The sequence below is a fragment of the Acetobacter aceti genome (genome assembly GCF_002005445.1).
GTDB lineage: Bacteria > Pseudomonadota > Alphaproteobacteria > Acetobacterales > Acetobacteraceae > Acetobacter > Acetobacter aceti_B.
The window spans coordinates 2,986,604-3,004,623 of the sequence record NZ_CP014692.1 but is presented as its reverse complement, the minus strand read 5'-3'; the positions used below and the strand labels follow the sequence as shown (position 1 = coordinate 3,004,623).

Here is an 18,020-nt window from a genome sequence, read left to right as displayed (position 1 = left end):
GGAAGACCATGGCAAAGACACCGACCAAGAAAAACGTGACCAAAGATACGACCGCAAAGAAACAGCGGGCGGCGAACAAATCAGGCGCGGTTCCGAAGAACAGTATCATCGCTACGGCCCTCAAGGATGGTCAGGCGAAAAAGTCGTCAAGAAGGCAGACTGCGACGAAGACGGATTTTCCGATGCCGGAAATCGGACAGATTGACGCGTCCGTACTCGACAGACTTTTTGATGTGGTGCTCAGTCGTCGCGGTATGGATCCCTCGACAAGTCACTCTGCTCGTCTGATGTCACGTGGCACAAGCAAGGTGGCGCAGAAATTCGGCGAAGAAGCGGTCGAATGTCTGATTGAAGCTGTCGCAGGACGTACGCAGGAGCTTATCGGAGAGAGCGCGGATGTGCTTTATCACCTGATTGTCCTGTGGGTTGACGCGGGTGTAACGCCTGCTCAGGTCTGGGCGGAACTGCAGCGCCGCGAAGGCACGAGCGGCATTGCGGAAAAGGCATCCCGTCCGCGTCAGTGACACGGGTGAAATCGTGAAAGAATTGTGGAGGCGCACATGGCAGTAAGCGGTATCGGGCACTATGACCCCGACAATATCTTCGCGAAGATCCTGCGTGGGGACATTCCCTGCAGGAAGGTGTTCGAGAACGATATGGTGCTGGCTTTTCACGACATCGCTCCGAAAGCACCGGTGCATGTGCTGGTGATTCCAAAAGGCCCTTATATTTCCTTCGCCGATTTCAGTCAGCGCGCCAGTGACAGGGAAATTGTCGCTTTCAATCGGGCGATCGGTGATATCGCCCGGACGTTTGACCTTGACGCGCCGGGCTATCGCCTGATCGGGAATGTCGGTGAGAATGCCGGCCAGGAAGTGCCGCATTACCATGTGCATCTGTTGGGTGGGCGTCCCCTTGGAGCCATGCTGGTCGAGTAATCAGCTTCCATTCGGGGTATGTTCTTTCCCGACAGGTTCTGGGAGGGGGAACTGTTCCCCTTTCTCATGACACCCGCCTTCAAATGATAAAGTGTTTTCTGAGGCATTTTTCAAAACCCCTCAGAAAACAGGCGTGAAAAATCTCGGCTGCTTTACTCCGATCCAGCAGAGACAGGAGGCGACAGCCCCGCCGCCAGTTCCATCGAACGTCGACGGGCCGCATGGTCATAAAGCGGAAAAGCCATCATCAGTTCATCGGGGCGGTGCCGCTGGAGAAATTCTGTCAGCCTTGGCAGGATTGTGCTCTGCGAGCCGGCAAAAGTGCAGGACAGGGTATGCTGAAGCATCGCCTGTTCCTGTGGGAGCAGGCGGGCTCCCATCCCGGCGTCCGGCGGTGGAAAAGTCGTAGGATGGCCTCGCCGTAACGCCAGAAAATACTGATACAGTGATGTCGCCAGAACTTCCGCTTTCGCGTCCTCATCCGCCAGAACCATGTTGACCGTCAGCATGACATGAGGACTGGCGCAGCGTTGTGATGGTTCGAAACGCTGCCTGTAGAGCGCAATGGCTTCCTCCATCTGACCGGGAGCGAAGTGGGAAGCGAAGGCGTAGGGCAGACCCAGCCGGGCGGCGAGAACCGCTGAAAACAGGGACGAGCCAAGAATCCAGACCGGCACGCGCAGGCCGTGTCCGGGGATGGCGCGCACGTCATGCGGGGCGGCGCTGTCTGCCGGTTCGAAATAATGCAGAAGCTCGACAACATCTTCGGGAAAACGATCCGGTGCGTGCGGATCACGGCGCAACGCCATGGCTGTGCGCTGGTCCGCGCCGGGCGCGCGCCCGAGGCCAAGATCAATCCGTCCGGGAAACAGCGTTTCAAGCGTGCCGAACTGTTCCGCCACCACGAGTGGAGAGTGGTTGGGCAGCATGATGCCCCCGGAACCGACCCGGATATGGCGGGTGACTCCGGCGACCTGCCCGATAAGAATGGCTGTCGCGGCGGAGGCGATCCCCGGCATGGAGTGATGCTCGGCCAGCCAGTAGCGTTTGAACCGGAGTTCGTCCGCCAGTCGGGCAAGGTCCATGGTGTTGCGGTAGGCATCCGCCGGCGTCGCCCCTTGCGTGATGAGGGACAGATCAAGCACTGAGAAGGGAATCATGATTTCTCCTGACTGTTCGGATTTACGTTTGCGCGACGCGAAAGCGGGAGGTGCCCATCAAATGTTCTGCAGGGCACAAAGAAATGTCCAGTGAAGCTTTTTCGAAAAACCTTTGGAAACTTAATCTCTTTCATCAAGATGACCCAGTATTCTCTCTGCGATCAAAGCTGCCTTGAAACGGCCTGTGAAGGCCGGCTCAGGCTCTGCCCGCGTATCTCCGGCATTGCCGGTGAATGACCGCGGAGGGCCATGACGGGCGGCCAACCCTGTTCAACCAGTCCTGCTCGACGGGGCCTACTCGAATGTCACACCCGTCAGACGTTCGGAAACCTCCCATAAACGACGGGCAATCTGGGGATCCTGTGCGGACTGCGGCACGATGGCGAGCTCGGTTTTCCCTGTGCGCTCTCCTGAGCCGCCCGGACCATAATAGCATCCGTCATGAGCCAGCTGTGACGCTGAGGCGTAGAGAAAGGGTTCCGCTCCACAGGCGGCGGATTGTCCGAACCAGCGGAAGGCCAGATTGGCGCCCGTCTCCACGATCCATGACGCCGGAGTTTTCTTTCCACCGCCCGGACCGTTCACGACGAGCTGTGTCCGTGCCCATCCGGGGTGAGCGATGCGGCCATGCAGGTTCCATCGTGCGGCTCTGGAACGACGGGCCAGTTCCTGCCCGAACAGCAGGTTCGACAGTTTGCTCTGACGATAGGCGTCAAAAGGAGAATAACGATAGCGGGACTGGAGATCGTCAAAACGGATGCGGGCTTTCCATGCCGCCAGACTGGCGACGGCCACCACCACGCCACCTGTGGCGGAAGCCTCCAGTAAAGGCTTCAGGCGACCTGTCAGGGCAAAATGGCCGAGATGGTTCACGCCAAACTGCATCTCGAACCCATCCGCCGTCTCTCCTCTGACAGGAGGGGCCATGACGCCGGCATTGTTGACCAGAAGATCGAGTGTCGAGAGCCGGCCGCGCAGGTCGTTGGCAAACCTCTCGATGGAGGCAAGAGAAGCCAGATCAAGCTGCATGGCCTCGGCGGTGGTGGCCTCTGGCACCCGTTCCTGCAGGAGCGCCAGAGCCGCGAGATTGCGGTCCTCGGACCGGGACGCGAGAATGATTTTGGCGCCGAGGCTCGCCAGACCGCAGGCCGTTTCCAGTCCAAGGCCGCTGTTGGCGCCCGTCACCACCGCCGTCCGTCCGTCCAGACGGTTCAGCGTGTTGAGAAAGGCCGTGTGCTGCTCGATCCTGTCATGTGTCATTGTGGCGCTCACCGTCATGTTCCAGTTCCTTTTCCATGCCGAAGGTGAGTTCCCGGTCATGCTTCGCGGCTTCCATGGCCTGCGCGATCAGACGGTGTTCATTTTTCTTGAGAAAAAGAAACATACTCAGGCCAACGAGCACGGTCACTCCCGCAATGACCCAGGCCACAGGCCCGGAAATCTTCATGGCTTCATGTCCGAGATAGTATGCTCCCAGCGAGTAGCCGCCCGCCCAACACAGACCCCCAAGGGCATTATGGAAAAGAAACGTGCGCCAGTGCATCCGGTTCGCTCCGGCCAGCAAGGCGATGAAAACTCGCAGAAGGGCGATGAACCGCCCGAAAAACACGACCGTTCCACCATGCTGGCGAAAAATATATCGGCCCAGCAGGATACGGTCCGAAGAAAGACCGACATATTTCCCATAACGATGCAGGACACGAAAGCCGAGTTCCCTGCCGATCAGATAGCCGAGATTATCCCCCATGATCGCACCGCTGACCCCCGCGATCACGATCCCCCAGATACTGAGCTTGTGTGTGGTCGCACTGAGCAGAGACGCCGTGATGAGCAGGCTTTCCGCTGGCAGGGGCAATCCCATGCTTTCCAGCATGACGACCACGCCGATGACGCCATAACCGTAATGGGACAGCAGCGTATCAAGATAATGTAACAGGGCGAAATATCCCGAGAGCTTGCAGAAACGCATCAGGAACCGTCTGGACAGGCTCCTGTCAACCCTGCACATCAGTATCGTTGAATACGTCTTTGCTTCATGGAGGTTTTCGTGCCCCATCAACCTGTCCCGTGCGGAACATGGCCCTCTCCTGTGACGGCATCGCTCACCGCAGGCAGGACCGTGACCCTTTCCGGTGTCGCCGTGAGCGATGAGACGGTGCTGTGGCTTGAAAGACGACCTTCAGAGAAGGGGCGTACAGCGCTGGTTGCGTGGCGGCAGGGAACTGAGTCATGCGATGTGACGCCTCCCGGTCTCGATGTGGCGACCAGAGTTCATGAATATGGTGGCGGAGCCTTTGCTGTGGCTGGCCGTGTCGTCGTTGTCAGCAATCGGCGCGACGGGGGTGTGTATGCATTCGACCTTGATGACGATACTGCGGAGCCGCGCTGCCTCGCTCTTTCCGGGGGGCTGCGATACGCTAGCTTCGCCTTCGCTCCGGATGGTCAGCGCGTTTACGCTGTCCGGGAAGATCATCGTGGAGAGGGCGAGCCTGTAAACACCCTGGTCGCCATTTCTCTGCACGGTTCTCTGGAGGGCGCATCTGAGGCCATCATCGCGCAGGGAGCGGATTTCTATTCCACTCCGACGCCGTCCCCCGACGGCAAGCAGCTTGCATGGATCGAGTGGGACCATCCCGCCATGCCCTGGACCAGTTCGCGACTGTGCGTCATGCGGCTGGATGATCCGAATTCCAGAACCGTGCTTGCTGGCGGGAATGGCTCTGCAAGCGGGAAGCCTGAGTCTCTGACGGAACCGCAGTGGGCCGACGATCATACGCTTTTCGCCATCTCGGATCGTGGAGGCTGGTGGACAGTGTGGCGTTTCGCTCTTTCCAGCGGCGAGGCTGAGCCAGTCTGTAAGGTCGAGGCTGAAATCGGCCAGCCTCACTGGGTTTTCGGTCAACGCAGCTACAGCCTGTTGGCGGATGGCCGCATCCTCGCGCTGGCGGTGAAAGCCGGTCAGACGCAGATGCTTCTGCTGACACCGTGCGCCGGGGCTGGTTACGAGGTCACGCCCGTCAGTCTGGGGCTGCCTGAACAATGCCCGCTTGCGTTTGGGGATCAGTTCGCCTGGCTGGATGGTTCGCCGGATCGGGCCTCTGCGGTCGTTGTGGGTGCGCCGGGACAGTCGCCTCACGTGCTGCGCGCCGCCACGGTGCTGCCATTCGGACAGGACGATATCGCCCAGCCGGAGAGCGTGCGGTTTCCGCTTGCCGATGGCGCAGAGGGGCAGGCGTTCTTCTACCCGCCCGCCAGCGCACAGTGTTGCGTGCCGGAGGGAGAACTGCCGCCGATGATCGTGACGGCTCATGGGGGTCCGACCGCGCGTGCGTCAGAAGGGTTCTCGTTCAAGGTGCAGTGGTGGACCAGTCGCGGCTTTGCCGTTCTGGATGTGAACTACAGCGGCTCAACCGGTTTCGGGCGCGCCTATCGCGAGCGGCTGGATGGTCAATGGGGTGTGCGGGATGTGGAGGACTGCATTGCTGCGGCCTCCCACATGGCGGCCAGCGGTCGTGTTGACCCGAAGCGGATTGTCATCCGTGGTTCCAGCGCGGGTGGACTGACCGTACTGTCGGCGCTCGCCAGTTCGGATATTTTTGCAGCGGGTACAAGTCTTTACGGTGTGACGGACCTGCGCACTCTGGCGGAAGAGACGCACAAGTTCGAGGCGCGTTATCTCGATAGTCTTGTCGGCCCATGGCCGGAGGCCGAAGCTGTCTACCGGGCGCGTTCGCCGCTTTTCATGGCGGACAGGATTCATGTGCCTGTGCTCTTCCTGCAAGGTCTGGATGACGCGGTGGTTCCGCCGGAACAGGCGCGTTCGATGGTCGCCGCGCTGAAGCGGAACGGCGTCGTGTGTCCGCTGGTGGAATTTGAGGGTGAGGGGCATGGTTTCCGTGGTGAGGAGACATTGCAGCGGGCTTTCCAGATTGAGCTGGCGTTTTATGGACGCGTGTTTGGTTTTGTCCCCGCGGACGTTCAGTTGTCGGTTGAGGATGAGGCTGCGCTGGATGGAGCTTTTGGTCCGGTGGCCTGAAATCTTCAGATTTCGGCGCGCTTCATCGCCAGTGATGTCGCGCTGAGCATTGTGATCTGAGCACTGTGATGAGTGGAGCAGCTACAGGGGGCGCGGCTTGGTCCGGAAGGAGGAGGTCGCTCGCTGCCTGCGATATGCTGACTTAAAAATAAACGAACTTCAGTTTTGCTTATTTGAGGACAGGGTGAATCCATCGCAATAATTTTTGAAGAGTGCGTTGAGTGTTGTACCCCTCTTGCCCTGCGTTCCCATGAACGGCACCCTGCGTTTTGCAAGGATCATTCGTAAAATAAAGGACCATACCATGAGTGACACTCCGGAATCCCGTCTTGCCGCGCTTGGCATCGAGCTTCCCACGCCTGCCGCGCCTGTTGCGAATTATGTAGCCACGGTCCGCACGGGTTCGCTGGTCGTCGTATCCGGTCAGTTGCCACTGAAGGATGGCAAGCTGCTCGCCACGGGGAAGCTCGGCGCAGCTGTTTCGCTGGATGTCGGCACGGAAGCGGCGAAATACTGTCTGATTAATGTCCTTGCGCAGCTCAGGGCGGAAATCGGCGATCTGTCGAAAGTGAAGCGCGTGGTGCGTCTGGGTGGCTTCATCTCCTGTGCGCCTGAATTTACGGCCCACGCTGGCGTCATGAACGGGGCGTCAGATCTGGCGGTCGCCGTGTTTGGGGACGCTGGGCGTCATGCGCGTTCAACAGTCGGCGTACCATCCCTGCCGCTGGATGCGCCGGTCGAAGTCGAAGGATTGTTCGAGGTTGTCTGATGTCTGGATGGACGGTTTCCCTGCATGACCGGATCGCATCCATCCCGGCTGAAGAATGGGATGCCTGCGCAGGCGAGGGGAATCCGTTTATCAGCCATGCCTTTCTGTCAGCCGTGGAGGATAGTGGTTCGGCCACGCCCTCTACCGGCTGGCTGCCGCGGCATGTCGCGCTGAATGACGAAACCGGACGTCTGCTCGCCGTGGCGCCGGCCTATCTGAAGGCGCACTCCTATGGTGAGTATGTCTTCGACCATGGCTGGGCGAGAGCTTTTGAGGCGGCCGGGGGCCGCTACTATCCGAAATTACAGGTGGCCGTTCCGTTTTCTCCGGTTCCGGGAGCGCGGCTTCTCGTAAAACCGGATGCGCCGGAACAGACACGTTCCGTGCTGGCTCAGGCGATTGCTCAGGTCTGTGGTGAGATGGATCTGTCGTCTGCCCATGTTACCTTCTGTACGGAGCAGGAATACGAAACGCTGGGCAGGGACGGCTGGTTGCGGCGGCTTGGTATGCAGTATCACTGGCATAATCGTGGCTATCAGGATTTTGAGAACTTTCTTGAGGCGCTCTCATCACGCAAGCGCAAGGTGATCCGGCGGGAAAGGCGGGATGCCAACGCCAGTGGTCTCGTGTTCCGCACAGTGCGCGGCAGCGAGATAACTGAGACGGTGTGGGATGCCTTTTTCGTTTTTTATCAGTCTACGGTCGATAAAAAATGGGGCAGCGCCTATCTGACACGGAAGTTTTTCTCTCTTCTGTCAGAGCGTCTGGGCGATCGGGTTGTGCTGATGCTTGCCGAGGAGGAAGGTCAACCCGTCGCGGGAGCGCTCAATCTGCTGGGTGCTGACACGCTCTATGGCCGCAACTGGGGATGTGTCGGAGAGTGGCCATTTCTGCATTTTGAACTCTGTTATTACAGAGCAATTGATTTTGCTATTGAGCATGGTCTTTCACGCGTGGAGGCCGGCGCGCAGGGCGAGCACAAGATCCAGCGCGGTTATGTGCCGAGCCTGACCTATTCCGCCCACCATATACAACACACGGGCCTGAGGCATGCTGTTTCCGAGTTTCTGGAGATGGAACGTGCGGGTGTGCTGCACGAGGTGGCGTCTCTCGGTGAACTGTCACCTTATCGCGTCGAGAAAACGTGAAGAACGGGAACGCATTCGTGCCCGACTGTTTCTTGGCTGTCGGTGTTATGAAAGCTGTATGACTGTGTCGTTTCTTTTTGTGCAGTCTCGCGGGTCTGGAAAATATTCCGAAGGGTGAAGATCTGATGAAGCGTTTTCTGGTGTCTCTGTTCATTCTGGTCGGCGCTTCAGTAACAGCTGCTGTACCGCTGCATGCTCAGGCAGCAAAAAGCGGATCAGCGGATATTCTTGTCAAATCGACCGCTTCCTGGAATGGAAAACCCTATACGCCTTATGCAAACGGCACACCGGAGCTGACAGTTCTGAAATTGACGATTGCGCCCAAAACAGCACTTCCCTGGCACAGACACCCCTATCCAAATGCCGGGTATGTGCTGGAAGGATCTCTGACCATTCAGGATAAGGAGAGCGGTGTTCACAAGACTTTCCATGCAGGAGAAGCCTTCACCGAATCTGTTGACGATGCGCATCGTGGGGTTGCCGGAGACGAAAAAACGGTGGTGTTACTCGTTTACGCCGGGATCAAAGGGCAGCCCACCTCGGTGCCGTTGCCCGGACAGCAAAAGGAATATTGAGAATTTGTCTTTGTTTTTTGCCTGTAGATAAGCAGGTCGAGAAATCGAGGATGAAAAATTCATTGGTAATGGTACAAGGTCTTTGATATCGCCTTTTGAAATTCATATATAAAAATCTTCTTCTGAAATATCATATTTTCAGAATATGGCTCAGAAATCGGTTTGGTTGATTTTTTGCAGAACCCTGCGGATATGGGCGATCATCAAGCACGCGTGGAATGACGGGATTGTTGCCTCGACATCCTTTGTGAGGCGACGGCAGCGTCCGAGCCATGCAAGGCTACGCTCCATGATCCAGTCTTTGGGCAGGACGACGAAGCCTTCGGCCCGATCGCTACGTTTGACGATCTCGATCATCCATCGGCCAGGTTCAGCCGGCGCGCCATCACAAACCTGAACGTCGGCGGGATGTAACCGGCAGCCACCACGATATGACCCAGCGTGTCGGTCGCGATATGCCGCTTGCGGCCCCAGATCTTCTTCCTCGCGTCATAACCGCGTGGGCCGCCATTTCCAGCGGTTTCAAACGACCGGCTGTCGATAATGCCCACTGAAGGCATGGCGTCTGGCCCGTCCTGCTCAAAAAAACAGACTGTCCAGACGGTATGTTTGTAAAGTCTCCCGATTCCGAAAAATTGAATCCAAGCAGAATTCAGGCAGATGAAGGAGCTTATCGAAAATGTCGCCTCTTTTCAGATGATGCCTTCGCTGGCGTCATATGCAACCCTCCTATGCTGCCTGGGCATTGGTGGTGGGTTCCTGTTTTCGTCATTGGATAGTAAGCATGCGAACTAATCAGTGTGTGTGTTCAAATTAGCTGATCGGAAAAGCCACCGGTGTCGGAACAAGCGCAGAAGGGCAATGATACCGATGAGACCACTCGGCTTCTCCGTCGCCGGTTCAGTTACCGGCTGGTCCGGCTGGCGACGCAGTGGAGACGGGAGATCGATCTGGATCTGCGTCAGTTCGATCTGACTGACGCAACCTGGCGGCCTCTCTATTATCTGCGGATTCTGCCCGCGCCTGTCCATCAGACAGATCTGGCGCGCGCCATGCTGGTCGAGGCCCAGTCGCTTGTCAGGCTGCTGGACGTTCTTGAGCGTCAAGGTCTGATCCATCGTGATACGGATCCGGATGACCGGCGCTCCAAGCTTGTGTCGCTGACCGATGCGGGCGTCGCAATGGGAGAGACGGTTCTGGGTGTGGCGGACGATGTTGCGGTCCGTTTTCTGGACGGCGTCTCGGATGAGGCCCTGAAAGAGTGTGAAGCCGTCTTCGATCAGGTCTGGTCGGGCAGGGGGCATGATCGCGCTCCGACAGAGGAAACCTCACAATCTCAGGGTCTGGTGGCAGGTAAACCGTGAGCGTGGCAGCTTCCGCCCGTAGGGACGTGAGGAGCTTGCGAAGCGATCTGCTGCGCGAATGGCGTCAGGAATGGAGCCGCCTCAGCCCGACAGTCCTGTATGCGACACGGGTTTTCTTTGCGATCGGACTGGCCTTGTGGCTGGCTGGTTTTCTCATGCTGGAAAATCCGATTTCCGCCGTGACCACGGTGCTGATCGTGGCCAACCCGACGCCGGGCGCCCTGATTTCCAAAAGTATCTGGCGTATCGCCGGGACTCTGGCGGGGACGACGTTAGGCATAGCGTTGATGGCCTCTTTCCCGCAGCAGCCGATGCTGTTCTTCGGCGGTCTCTCCCTGCTGATCGGCATGGCGTGCTGCGTAGCCACACTCCTTCGCTTCTATCGGGCCTACGCCGCCGTTCTGACCGGCTATACGATCATCATCATCTCGACGAGCGCATTTGTCGATCCGGATCGTATTTTTGAAAGCGCGATGTCGCGGTTATCGGTTGTGGTCATCGGCATTGTCAGCACAGCCTTCGTGTTTCAGATCACCACGCTGAGAAGCCAGAATACCGCGACAGACCGCATCGAACAGTTTCTGCGCGACGTACTCGGGCAGTTTGTCCGGCTGTCCAGGACGGAATTGCAGAGCAATGAACCGCGACCCGACGACGCAGGGCAGGTCGGCGCGTTCCGCGAGATGGACATGTCGCCGTATAGCGAGCGAGCGCGGCTGCTGGCGCAGGCAGGCGCTGTCATCGAGGCGATCGATTACGCTTCCTCGGTCGATTATCAGGTAAACCGTCGCGCGGCGGCGCTGCATGAAGGGGTCGGTCGCCTGATGGGGCTGCTCAGCGCCCATCACACCGCCCTGCGCGCCATTCCACCCGATGATGCCGGGCCTGTGCGGGCTTCCCGTCATATCTCCGGACGCCTGATCGGTGAACTGGCCGACATGCCGATGGAAGACCTGCTTCATGGTGATGCGGCTCTGATTCGTAATCGGATCAGGCAGGCGATCGGGCAACTGGAGGCTCTGGCGCGGGAAGCGCCTGATCTGGCTGGTCTGGCGGCGGTTGATACGGAGCGCGATATCGTCGTCCAGCTTGGACAGGCCGTGGACAATCTTTCCGATGTGGCCTGGCACGAGAAAGGGGTCCGTCTGCTGCCGCCTGTCGAGTGGCCCGCCGCACTCAGGAACCTCGCACGAGGCGCGCTGGTCACGATGATGGGGTGCCTGACGTGGTACATCCTGCGCTGGTCTGCGGGACCGAGCGCGCTGGTCTATCTGATCTGCGCGTCCTGCCTGATTTCAACAGCGCCGTCAGCGACAAAGGCGTCCTGGCTTCTGGCCTCCGGAACAGCAATGGCGATTCCGGCCTGCTATATCTTTCGCACCTTCATGCTGCCGCAGACGGATGGGTTTCCAATGCTCTGGCTCTCCCTGTTCCTGTGCCTGCTGCCGGGGATCTGGATCCAGTTTCACCCGCGCTATGCCGTGCTCGGATTCGGCTACGCGGTGTTTTTCAACGTGATCGTTCAGGTTGATAACCCTGTGCCGTATCATGATGTTCCCATGATGAACGCCTGGTTCGCCACGTTGATCGGCTGTGTCGGGCTGGTGCTGGTTTTTCGCGTCGTGCTGCCGGCGGACCAGCGGCTGGATGTCGGCCGTCTGATCTCGGCGCTCTGCCGTTCCGTGCAGAGATTCGCAGCACTCCCCCTACGCTACAAGGTCAGTTGGCCCAGTTGGGAATACCGGCAGATGCAGCGTGTGTTGCGCATGACTCAGAGACTGTCTTTCGTAGAGGGAAGCGCGCGGGTGTTTCAGGTGACGGATGCGGCGCTGGCGGCTGTGGCGCTGGGCAGAACGGTGATGCGGTTGCGCTGGTTGCTGCGTGAGGAAGGGAGCGTCACGGCACCACAGGAGCGAATCGTGGAAAATGCTCTGGCGTCGTTAAAGGGGCTGAGGCGTGACCCATTGGCCACAGCCGCCGCACTCCGAGCCGCCGCCACTCAGCTTCTGCCGGAGCTGCCCGTTGTCGGGGAAAGCGCTGTTTCCGCTGAAAACCGGGAAACGCGGCCTGCCGGAGAGGGGCTGAGCACTCTCAGACGCATGGCTGCCTGTCTTGTACAGGCTGCCCAGCTTATCGACGCCGCGCCCGGTTTCTTTCATAAGGGTGGCCCAATGCAACAAGCGGCGGACCATCCGTACGCTCACGCGGATTTGCGCCACTTGACCACGCCTCGTGTAAAACGACCTGCTTCGAGAACTGCCTGATGCTGACCGAGTTTAATCTGTTCGGTGTTTTTATGGCGCCGATCGTGGTTTACGCACTGGTGGCCCTGCCTGTCACAATGTTTATCCGGTTCCTTCTCTGGTGGACCGGAATCATGCGCTGGTTCTGGCACTTCGCCCTTTTCGAGGTCGCCCTGTACACCTGTGTACTCTGCCTGCTCATCCTCTACGTCTGATCCACTCGCCTCACTTCCACGAATATAAGGTTTTCAGGTCACAGCCATGCCACTGCTTCGCACACTGATCCGAGTGATCCTGACCCTGGCAGTCGTCTCGCTGGCCATAGTGCTCGGGGTGACCTTGTGGAACACCTACATGATCGCTCCATGGACCCGTGACGGCCGCGTGCGTGTTTACGTTGTGGATGTGGCGCCTGAAGTTTCCGGAACGGTGGTGCAGGTTCCCGTGGTGGATAACCAGTATGTCCACAAGGGTGATCCGCTCTATGTGCTCGATCCCGTGCGTTTCCGTCTTGCCATCCGCGAGGCGCAGGCCCGTCTGGACGGTACTCTCGAAGACCTGAAGCTCAAGCAGAACGATGCGAAGCGTCGTATGGGTCTTGGTGGCATCGTCTCGGCGGAAGAGCAGGAGGTCTTCAACTCCAATGTGGCGACGCAGGTCGCGGCGGTGGATGCGGCCCGTGCGGCGCTTGATGTGGCGAAACTGAATCTTCAGCGTTCAGTGCTCTACTCGCCTGTGAACGGTTTCATCACCAACCTGAACCTGCGGGTGGGTGATTACGCCACAGCCGGTCAGGCCCGTCTGGCCGTGATCGATTCCGACTCCTACTGGGTCTATGGCTATTTCGAGGAAACGAAGATGTGGGGCGTGCATGTCGGCGATGTCGCCCGCGTCAAGCTGATGGGCTACAAGCAGATCATCCCCGGCCATGTCGTGTCGATCGCCCGCGGTATCAACGACACCAACGGCAACCCGGACAAGCTCGGCCTGCAGGATGTCAATCCGATCTTCACATGGGTGCGGCTGGCGCAGCGTATCCCGGTTCGTGTGCATCTCGACTATGTGCCTGAAGGCGTGACGCTGGCGGCGGGCATGACGGCGACAATCAGCGTCGGGCCTGAATCGCAGAGCCGTCGCGGCAAGCTGACCACCTGGCTGCAAGACCACCTGTAAGGCGTAAGACGGGATCATGGGGACAATGATGGCTTCTGAAACCGTACCGGTTTCATCCGGTTGCGCGAAAAATGGCGGCAGGCGGAGCACCTGGCGGCGGTTGCTGACAGTTCTGGTCAGCGGGTCCATGCTGGCGGGCTGCACGGTCGGTCCGAATTTCCAGCCGGACCGGATGAAACTGCCTGCCGGTTTTGCTGAGACGGCGGAAGAAAAGCCTGCGTCGCCGGAAGAGATCGAGCGCACCAACCGGGAGATGACCGAGTGGTGGGCGAAGTTCAATGATCCCATCCTGACGAAGCTCGTCGAGGATACGATCAAGGGAAACTATGACCTGCAGGAAGCCGGTCAGCGGATTCTGGCCGAGCGGGCCCTGCGCGATAAAGCTGCGGCTGCGTGGTATCCCCAGATGGACGCCAATATGGGTGGCGGCGACGTCCGGTATTCGATCAACATCGATAACTGGCCGATCCGTCCGGGGAATCCGGCGAATCAGCCGCAGGCGTCAATGCTGACCTATGGCGCTTCCGCGACATGGGAGTTCGATGTGTTCGGACGTATCCGGCGTGGGGTGGAAGCGCATGAGCATGCGGTCGAGGCTTCCGTGGAAGGGCGCCGCGCGCTGCTTATGGTGCTGCTCTCCGAACTGGCCAACGACTACATGCTGCTGCGTGTGACTCAGCTCCAGATTCAGATCGCGACGGACAATATCAAGGTGGCCAGGGAAAACCTTGATCTGACCAATCGTCTGTATCTGGAAGGTGTGGGCAACACGCTTCAGACGGCGCAGGCGCAGGCGGAACTGGATTCCCAGATCGCTGCCCGCGAACCGCTCAAGACACGCGTGTCACAGGTGTCGCACGCCATCTCCGTTCTGACGGGCAAGATGCCGGGCGAACTGGAAGAAGAGCTGAAGGTCGTCAGGCCCCTGCCGGTTGTGCCTTCTTTCCCGGCGACGCTGCCGTCTATTGTCATTGCCAATCGTCCTGATATCCGCATGGCGGAAAAGGAATATGCGGTGGCGACGGCGGAGGTCGGTGTGGCTGTGGCTGACCTGTACCCGCATTTTGTCGTGCCGCTGACCTTCAATCCGAATGCGTCGGCGATGTATCAGGCTTTTCAGGTCAATGGCATGAGCTGGCAGTTCCTGATGATGGCCAGTCTGCCGCTGATGCATGGTGGAAAATATACGTCCACCATCCGTGCGGCGCAGGCTGCGGCGGAAGCGTCGCGTCTACATTATCGTCAGACGGTGCTCAAGGGCTTTCAGGAAGTCGAGGACGCCATGGCCGCCTGGCATGACGACGTCGAATATCAGGAAAAACTGGAAAAGGCGGCTCAGGACAGTGCACTGGCTCGTGACCGTGCCCGCAAGCTGTATGGTGCTGGTCTGATCGGCTTCCTTGACGTGCTGACGGAAGAAAGAGCGACGCTGAACGCGCAGAACGCCGAGGCGCTTTCGCGGCTTGAACGGCTGAGGGATGCTGTCAATCTCTACACGGCCATTGGCGCCGGTTGGCGCGGAAACGCTCTGACCAACTCGACGCTGCCGGTTTCTCTGGAGAAACAGAATATCTGGGCGCGAGCGTTCCAGCAGTAAGCTGTAATCTTCTGGTGTGCTGTTGCAGCAGAAGGAACAGTTGTTCAACGCATGTCCTCCCAGGACGCGCTTCGGCGTTCTGAGAGAGACAGGACACTACGGAGGTCATGCACCGATGGCAGGTCAACCCAACTATCTCAGACGCCTCATGCTGATCGGCGCGGGTTTTCTCGGTGGCTTTACGCTGATCATTGTGGATGGATGGACTTTGATCATTGATCCCGGAGACGCTGATTCATGGCCCGTCTGGCTGTCACGCCGTCTACCCCTGCTCATCGGTATCGTGTGTATAGCAGGTGCATTTTTTCTGCTGCGCAAGCCGGTGGAGAATGACCCCGATCTACCGGCCGACGATCTCGAAAATATGGATGGCGCCTGACCGCCAGCCTGTGGTCTCAGGGATGCTGGAGCGCCCTGATCTCCTCCACAGCCGCCTTGACCTGCATGTCAACGCCGATCTCTCCCAGTTCTGCCGTCGCGCCACGCGGGTCGCCGCCATAGACGCCGTCTGTTGTGGTGGGCTTGGGCGCGTTTCGCAGAGCAGTGGTCCGGACCATTGACGGATCAATGGCCAGCATGAGGGATGTGTCGCTCAGATCGGCATGAGTGCCGACCGCCGCTTCCAGTCCCTTCTGACGGAGAGCATCGTCATAGGCTCCGGCTATGACGGTGTAATAGCTGTTGATGCAGGCCGCATGCGCTCCGGTGCCGGACCAGCTCTGGTTGATCTGCGCCGCGGTCTTGCACATTTCAGCGCGGTATCCCCCATGATCGCCGATAAACGCGACAATCCGGAAACCCTGAACCCGAAAGCTCTCGGCAGCCGATTTCAGCAGACCGTCAAATACAGCGGGTGTGACGCTGATTGTGCCGGGAAAGCGCATATGCGAGGTGCGGGGCGAGGTGCTGCCCTCCGGAACATACGCGATGACCGGCGCGACCAGCGTGTTTCCGAGCTGGTGCGCAATCCGGTCCGCAAGAGCCTGCGCCCGGACGTTATGCTTGCCGACCGCAATGTAGGGACCGCTCTGTTCCGTGCCCCCAACCGGCACGATGATGGTGTTGTAGCCTGCATTCAGCGCATCGCGGATTTCTGTCCATGTCAGGCGTTGCAATTCGACCTGCGGTACGGCTTCGGCGGTTCCGGTCAGGGCGATGAGAACCGCACAGGCAGTGAGGGCGCGAAAGCGGGAAAGGAACATGGAGTCTCCACGGATAACGGTGTCCTGCGGTATCGTGGTTGGTCGCAGGTCGCAAGTCTTTGGCGATACCTGTAGCGCTCTTTGGAGAAATAGAGTTATCAGTGAAAGGCTTTGCTAGCCGAAAAATTTATCTCGGGATGTTGGTATGAAAAGAAAACATTAAATCAATCATTAAAAAATGAACAATTTTTCTATGGATGGAATGGAAATAAAAGTAATATCTTTTCGAGATGTATAGGAAAATATTTTCCTTGTTTCTATCTTGTATAGTGTTGAGATTGGTTTGAGGGTTAAGGTTAAGAGGTCATCATGAATGCATTTATAGATAAAAACAATCTTGGTTCATATCCTTTTCTTCCTCGCGCCGTGGCGGAAAATCATGGCCAATGGCCTGCACCCAAATATCGCTTTTCATTGGCGGCATGCGCACGATGGGAAGCCCGCTATATAAGCGAATGGCTTTCCTATCATCGATCCATCGGGATCGATCATGTTTATCTTTATTGCAATGATGATGACCCCTCTGAATTATATCAGGCAGTTTTGCCTTTTTTAAATGGGAATGAGCCTTTTGTGACATTTGTTCATTATCCGTTTCCCGGTCTTCAGTTTCAGATGTATTTTCATTTTGCACGAAACTATATCCACGAAACGGAATGGATGATGTTTCTTGATGTAGACGAGTTTTTATTCATACGATCAAAGGAATATATAAATCGATTTGTTCAGGGGTTTCCATCTGATATGGATGCTCTTTATTTTAATTGGTGTAGTTTTGGTAGTAATGGACACAAAACGAGGCCAATTGGAAGTGTCCTTCTTAACTACACAAGGAGAGAGGAGACCGCCACTCCTTTTACAAAAGTTTTTATAAAATCAAATAAATTTCCATATAAAGAGTTTTTTGAAAATAATGGCCATCCGGTGCATCATGATTACGATAGTATAAAAAGAGAACTGATTTCTTATAATGCCTTAGGGGAGCGGATGTCAGGTTATTATGATAATTTTCCTTGGAACGCATGGGGGTTTCTGAATGAAGGCGGCAGGAAAACTCGTATTCTTGATGTGGCGTTTATTGCGCATTTCAATATTAAATCCGATGAGGATTTCGATCTCCGTGTAAAGCGTGGCTTGCATGGAGATTTTGCCGCAGAAAAAATGTGGGGAGACAAGTCTGAAAGTGAAAAAGAAGATTTTCATCTTTTAACAAATGCTGTAGAGGACAGGGGTCTTCATGATTACTGGCATACATACCTCTCCGAGAGAGCATGGAAAACTTCTCCTTTTCCAGCTCCAAAATGGCCACTGATCTCAACGAACTGCCAGACCTCACAAAGTTCATCAGCTCATCCATGGGGAGCTGATGCGGATTCCCAAAATCTTATTAACCGGCGGCCCAATAGTCGATCGCAGGCTCACACTGAAAAAGAACAGAATCCATGGTGGCAAATTGATTTTGGGTCTTTAAATCGTATACAGGAAATCAGGATTTTTAATCGCCTTGATGTGGCTCTGGACCGTATGTGTCACTTCAGTCTTTTTTCATCTCTTGATGGAGAGAACTGGAATGAGTTTTATTATCAAAATTCCAATGAAATATTTGGTGGAATTGATGGAACGCCTTTCATCTGGCTTTCTGACTCCGGGTTGGAAGCACGCTTTATGCGTGTAGTTGTAAATGGAGAGCCAAGTTATCTCAATCTTGATCAGATTGAAGTTTATGGCTTGTCGGACCTTTCATGAAATTATTTATTCGATTTAAAGATTATGAACTGTGTTCTCTGGAATTTCTGAAGAACTCTTTGTGGGCAA

The 18,020-nt window shown here is 57.0% G+C and carries 17 protein-coding genes and 1 pseudogene; 13 read left to right on the top strand and 5 right to left on the bottom strand.

What is annotated here, in order from left to right; translation table 11 throughout:
• Positions 1-8: 8 nt before the first annotated feature.
• Positions 9-524, top strand: a complete 516-nt coding sequence (locus A0U92_RS13700) for a phosphoribosyl-ATP diphosphatase (RefSeq protein WP_077813685.1) — start codon at positions 9-11, stop codon at positions 522-524.
• Between the two features lie 36 nt (positions 525-560).
• Positions 561-938 (top strand): histidine triad nucleotide-binding protein, encoded by a 378-nt coding sequence (locus A0U92_RS13695; protein ID WP_077813684.1) that lies wholly within the window; start codon positions 561-563, stop codon positions 936-938.
• A gap of 152 nt (positions 939-1,090) precedes the next feature.
• Here the strand turns inward: A0U92_RS13695 and A0U92_RS13690 are convergent, their stop codons facing one another.
• The 3 genes from A0U92_RS13690 to A0U92_RS13680 form a co-directional block, all read right to left on the bottom strand.
• Positions 1,091-2,098: an LLM class flavin-dependent oxidoreductase gene (locus A0U92_RS13690; RefSeq protein WP_077813683.1), complete on the bottom strand. Its 1,008-nt coding sequence runs from the start codon at positions 2,096-2,098 to the stop codon at positions 1,091-1,093.
• Between the two features lie 294 nt (positions 2,099-2,392).
• A complete protein-coding gene (locus A0U92_RS13685) occupies positions 2,393-3,358 on the bottom strand; it encodes an SDR family oxidoreductase (RefSeq protein WP_077814469.1) in 966 nt (321 codons plus the stop codon).
• Positions 3,348-4,067, bottom strand: coding sequence for a DedA family protein (locus A0U92_RS13680; protein ID WP_077813682.1), 720 nt, complete (start codon positions 4,065-4,067; stop codon positions 3,348-3,350). The genes A0U92_RS13685 and A0U92_RS13680 overlap by 11 nt, the downstream gene beginning before the upstream one ends.
• Positions 4,068-4,145: 78 nt before the next feature.
• On the opposite strand from A0U92_RS13680, the gene A0U92_RS13675 reads away from it, so the two are divergent.
• From A0U92_RS13675 to A0U92_RS13660, 4 genes are all read left to right on the top strand, one after another.
• The gene (locus A0U92_RS13675; RefSeq protein WP_236748151.1) at positions 4,146-6,134 is read left to right on the top strand and encodes a S9 family peptidase; all 1,989 of its coding nucleotides are present in this window, start codon (positions 4,146-4,148) and stop codon (positions 6,132-6,134) included.
• 304 nt (positions 6,135-6,438) lie between these two features.
• Positions 6,439-6,903, top strand: coding sequence for a RidA family protein (locus tag A0U92_RS13670; RefSeq protein ID WP_077813680.1), 465 nt, complete (start codon positions 6,439-6,441; stop codon positions 6,901-6,903).
• Entirely contained in the window at positions 6,903-8,051 is a 1,149-nt protein-coding gene (locus tag A0U92_RS13665; RefSeq protein ID WP_077813679.1) for a GNAT family N-acetyltransferase, read from the top strand. The genes A0U92_RS13670 and A0U92_RS13665 overlap by 1 nt, the downstream gene beginning before the upstream one ends.
• A 125-nt stretch (positions 8,052-8,176) precedes the next feature.
• Positions 8,177-8,626: a cupin domain-containing protein gene (locus A0U92_RS13660; RefSeq protein ID WP_077814468.1), complete on the top strand. Its 450-nt coding sequence runs from the start codon at positions 8,177-8,179 to the stop codon at positions 8,624-8,626.
• Positions 8,627-8,776: 150 nt separating this feature from the next.
• Here the strand turns inward: A0U92_RS13660 and A0U92_RS13655 are convergent.
• Positions 8,777-9,207, bottom strand: a pseudogene (locus A0U92_RS13655) (transposase); the annotation flags it as partial.
• Positions 9,208-9,462: 255 nt separating this feature from the next.
• On the opposite strand from A0U92_RS13655, the gene A0U92_RS13650 reads away from it, so the two are divergent.
• From A0U92_RS13650 to A0U92_RS13625, 6 genes are all read left to right on the top strand, one after another.
• Complete coding sequence (locus A0U92_RS13650; RefSeq protein ID WP_077813678.1) at positions 9,463-9,990, top strand: MarR family winged helix-turn-helix transcriptional regulator; 528 nt, start codon at positions 9,463-9,465, stop codon at positions 9,988-9,990.
• A gap of 26 nt (positions 9,991-10,016) precedes the next feature.
• A complete protein-coding gene (locus A0U92_RS13645) occupies positions 10,017-12,254 on the top strand; it encodes an FUSC family protein (protein WP_236748379.1) in 2,238 nt (745 codons plus the stop codon).
• Positions 12,254-12,448 (top strand): DUF1656 domain-containing protein, encoded by a 195-nt coding sequence (locus A0U92_RS13640; protein ID WP_077813676.1) that lies wholly within the window; start codon positions 12,254-12,256, stop codon positions 12,446-12,448. The genes A0U92_RS13645 and A0U92_RS13640 overlap by 1 nt, the downstream gene beginning before the upstream one ends.
• Before the next feature lie 46 nt (positions 12,449-12,494).
• The gene (locus A0U92_RS13635; RefSeq protein ID WP_077813675.1) at positions 12,495-13,406 is read left to right on the top strand and encodes an HlyD family secretion protein; all 912 of its coding nucleotides are present in this window, start codon (positions 12,495-12,497) and stop codon (positions 13,404-13,406) included.
• A gap of 127 nt (positions 13,407-13,533) precedes the next feature.
• Positions 13,534-15,003 (top strand): efflux transporter outer membrane subunit, encoded by a 1,470-nt coding sequence (locus tag A0U92_RS13630; protein WP_187668959.1) that lies wholly within the window; start codon positions 13,534-13,536, stop codon positions 15,001-15,003.
• A 115-nt stretch (positions 15,004-15,118) separates the two neighbouring features.
• Entirely contained in the window at positions 15,119-15,382 is a 264-nt protein-coding gene (locus A0U92_RS13625) for a hypothetical protein (RefSeq protein WP_077813674.1), read from the top strand.
• 16 nt (positions 15,383-15,398) lie between these two features.
• Here A0U92_RS13625 and A0U92_RS13620 read toward each other — a convergent pair whose 3' ends face one another.
• Positions 15,399-16,205 (bottom strand): creatininase family protein, encoded by an 807-nt coding sequence (locus tag A0U92_RS13620; RefSeq protein WP_077813673.1) that lies wholly within the window; start codon positions 16,203-16,205, stop codon positions 15,399-15,401.
• 309 nt (positions 16,206-16,514) lie between these two features.
• On the opposite strand from A0U92_RS13620, the gene A0U92_RS13615 reads away from it, so the two are divergent.
• Positions 16,515-17,951: a glycosyltransferase family 2 protein gene (locus A0U92_RS13615; protein WP_077813672.1), complete on the top strand. Its 1,437-nt coding sequence runs from the start codon at positions 16,515-16,517 to the stop codon at positions 17,949-17,951.
• Positions 17,952-18,020 lie beyond the last annotated feature (69 nt).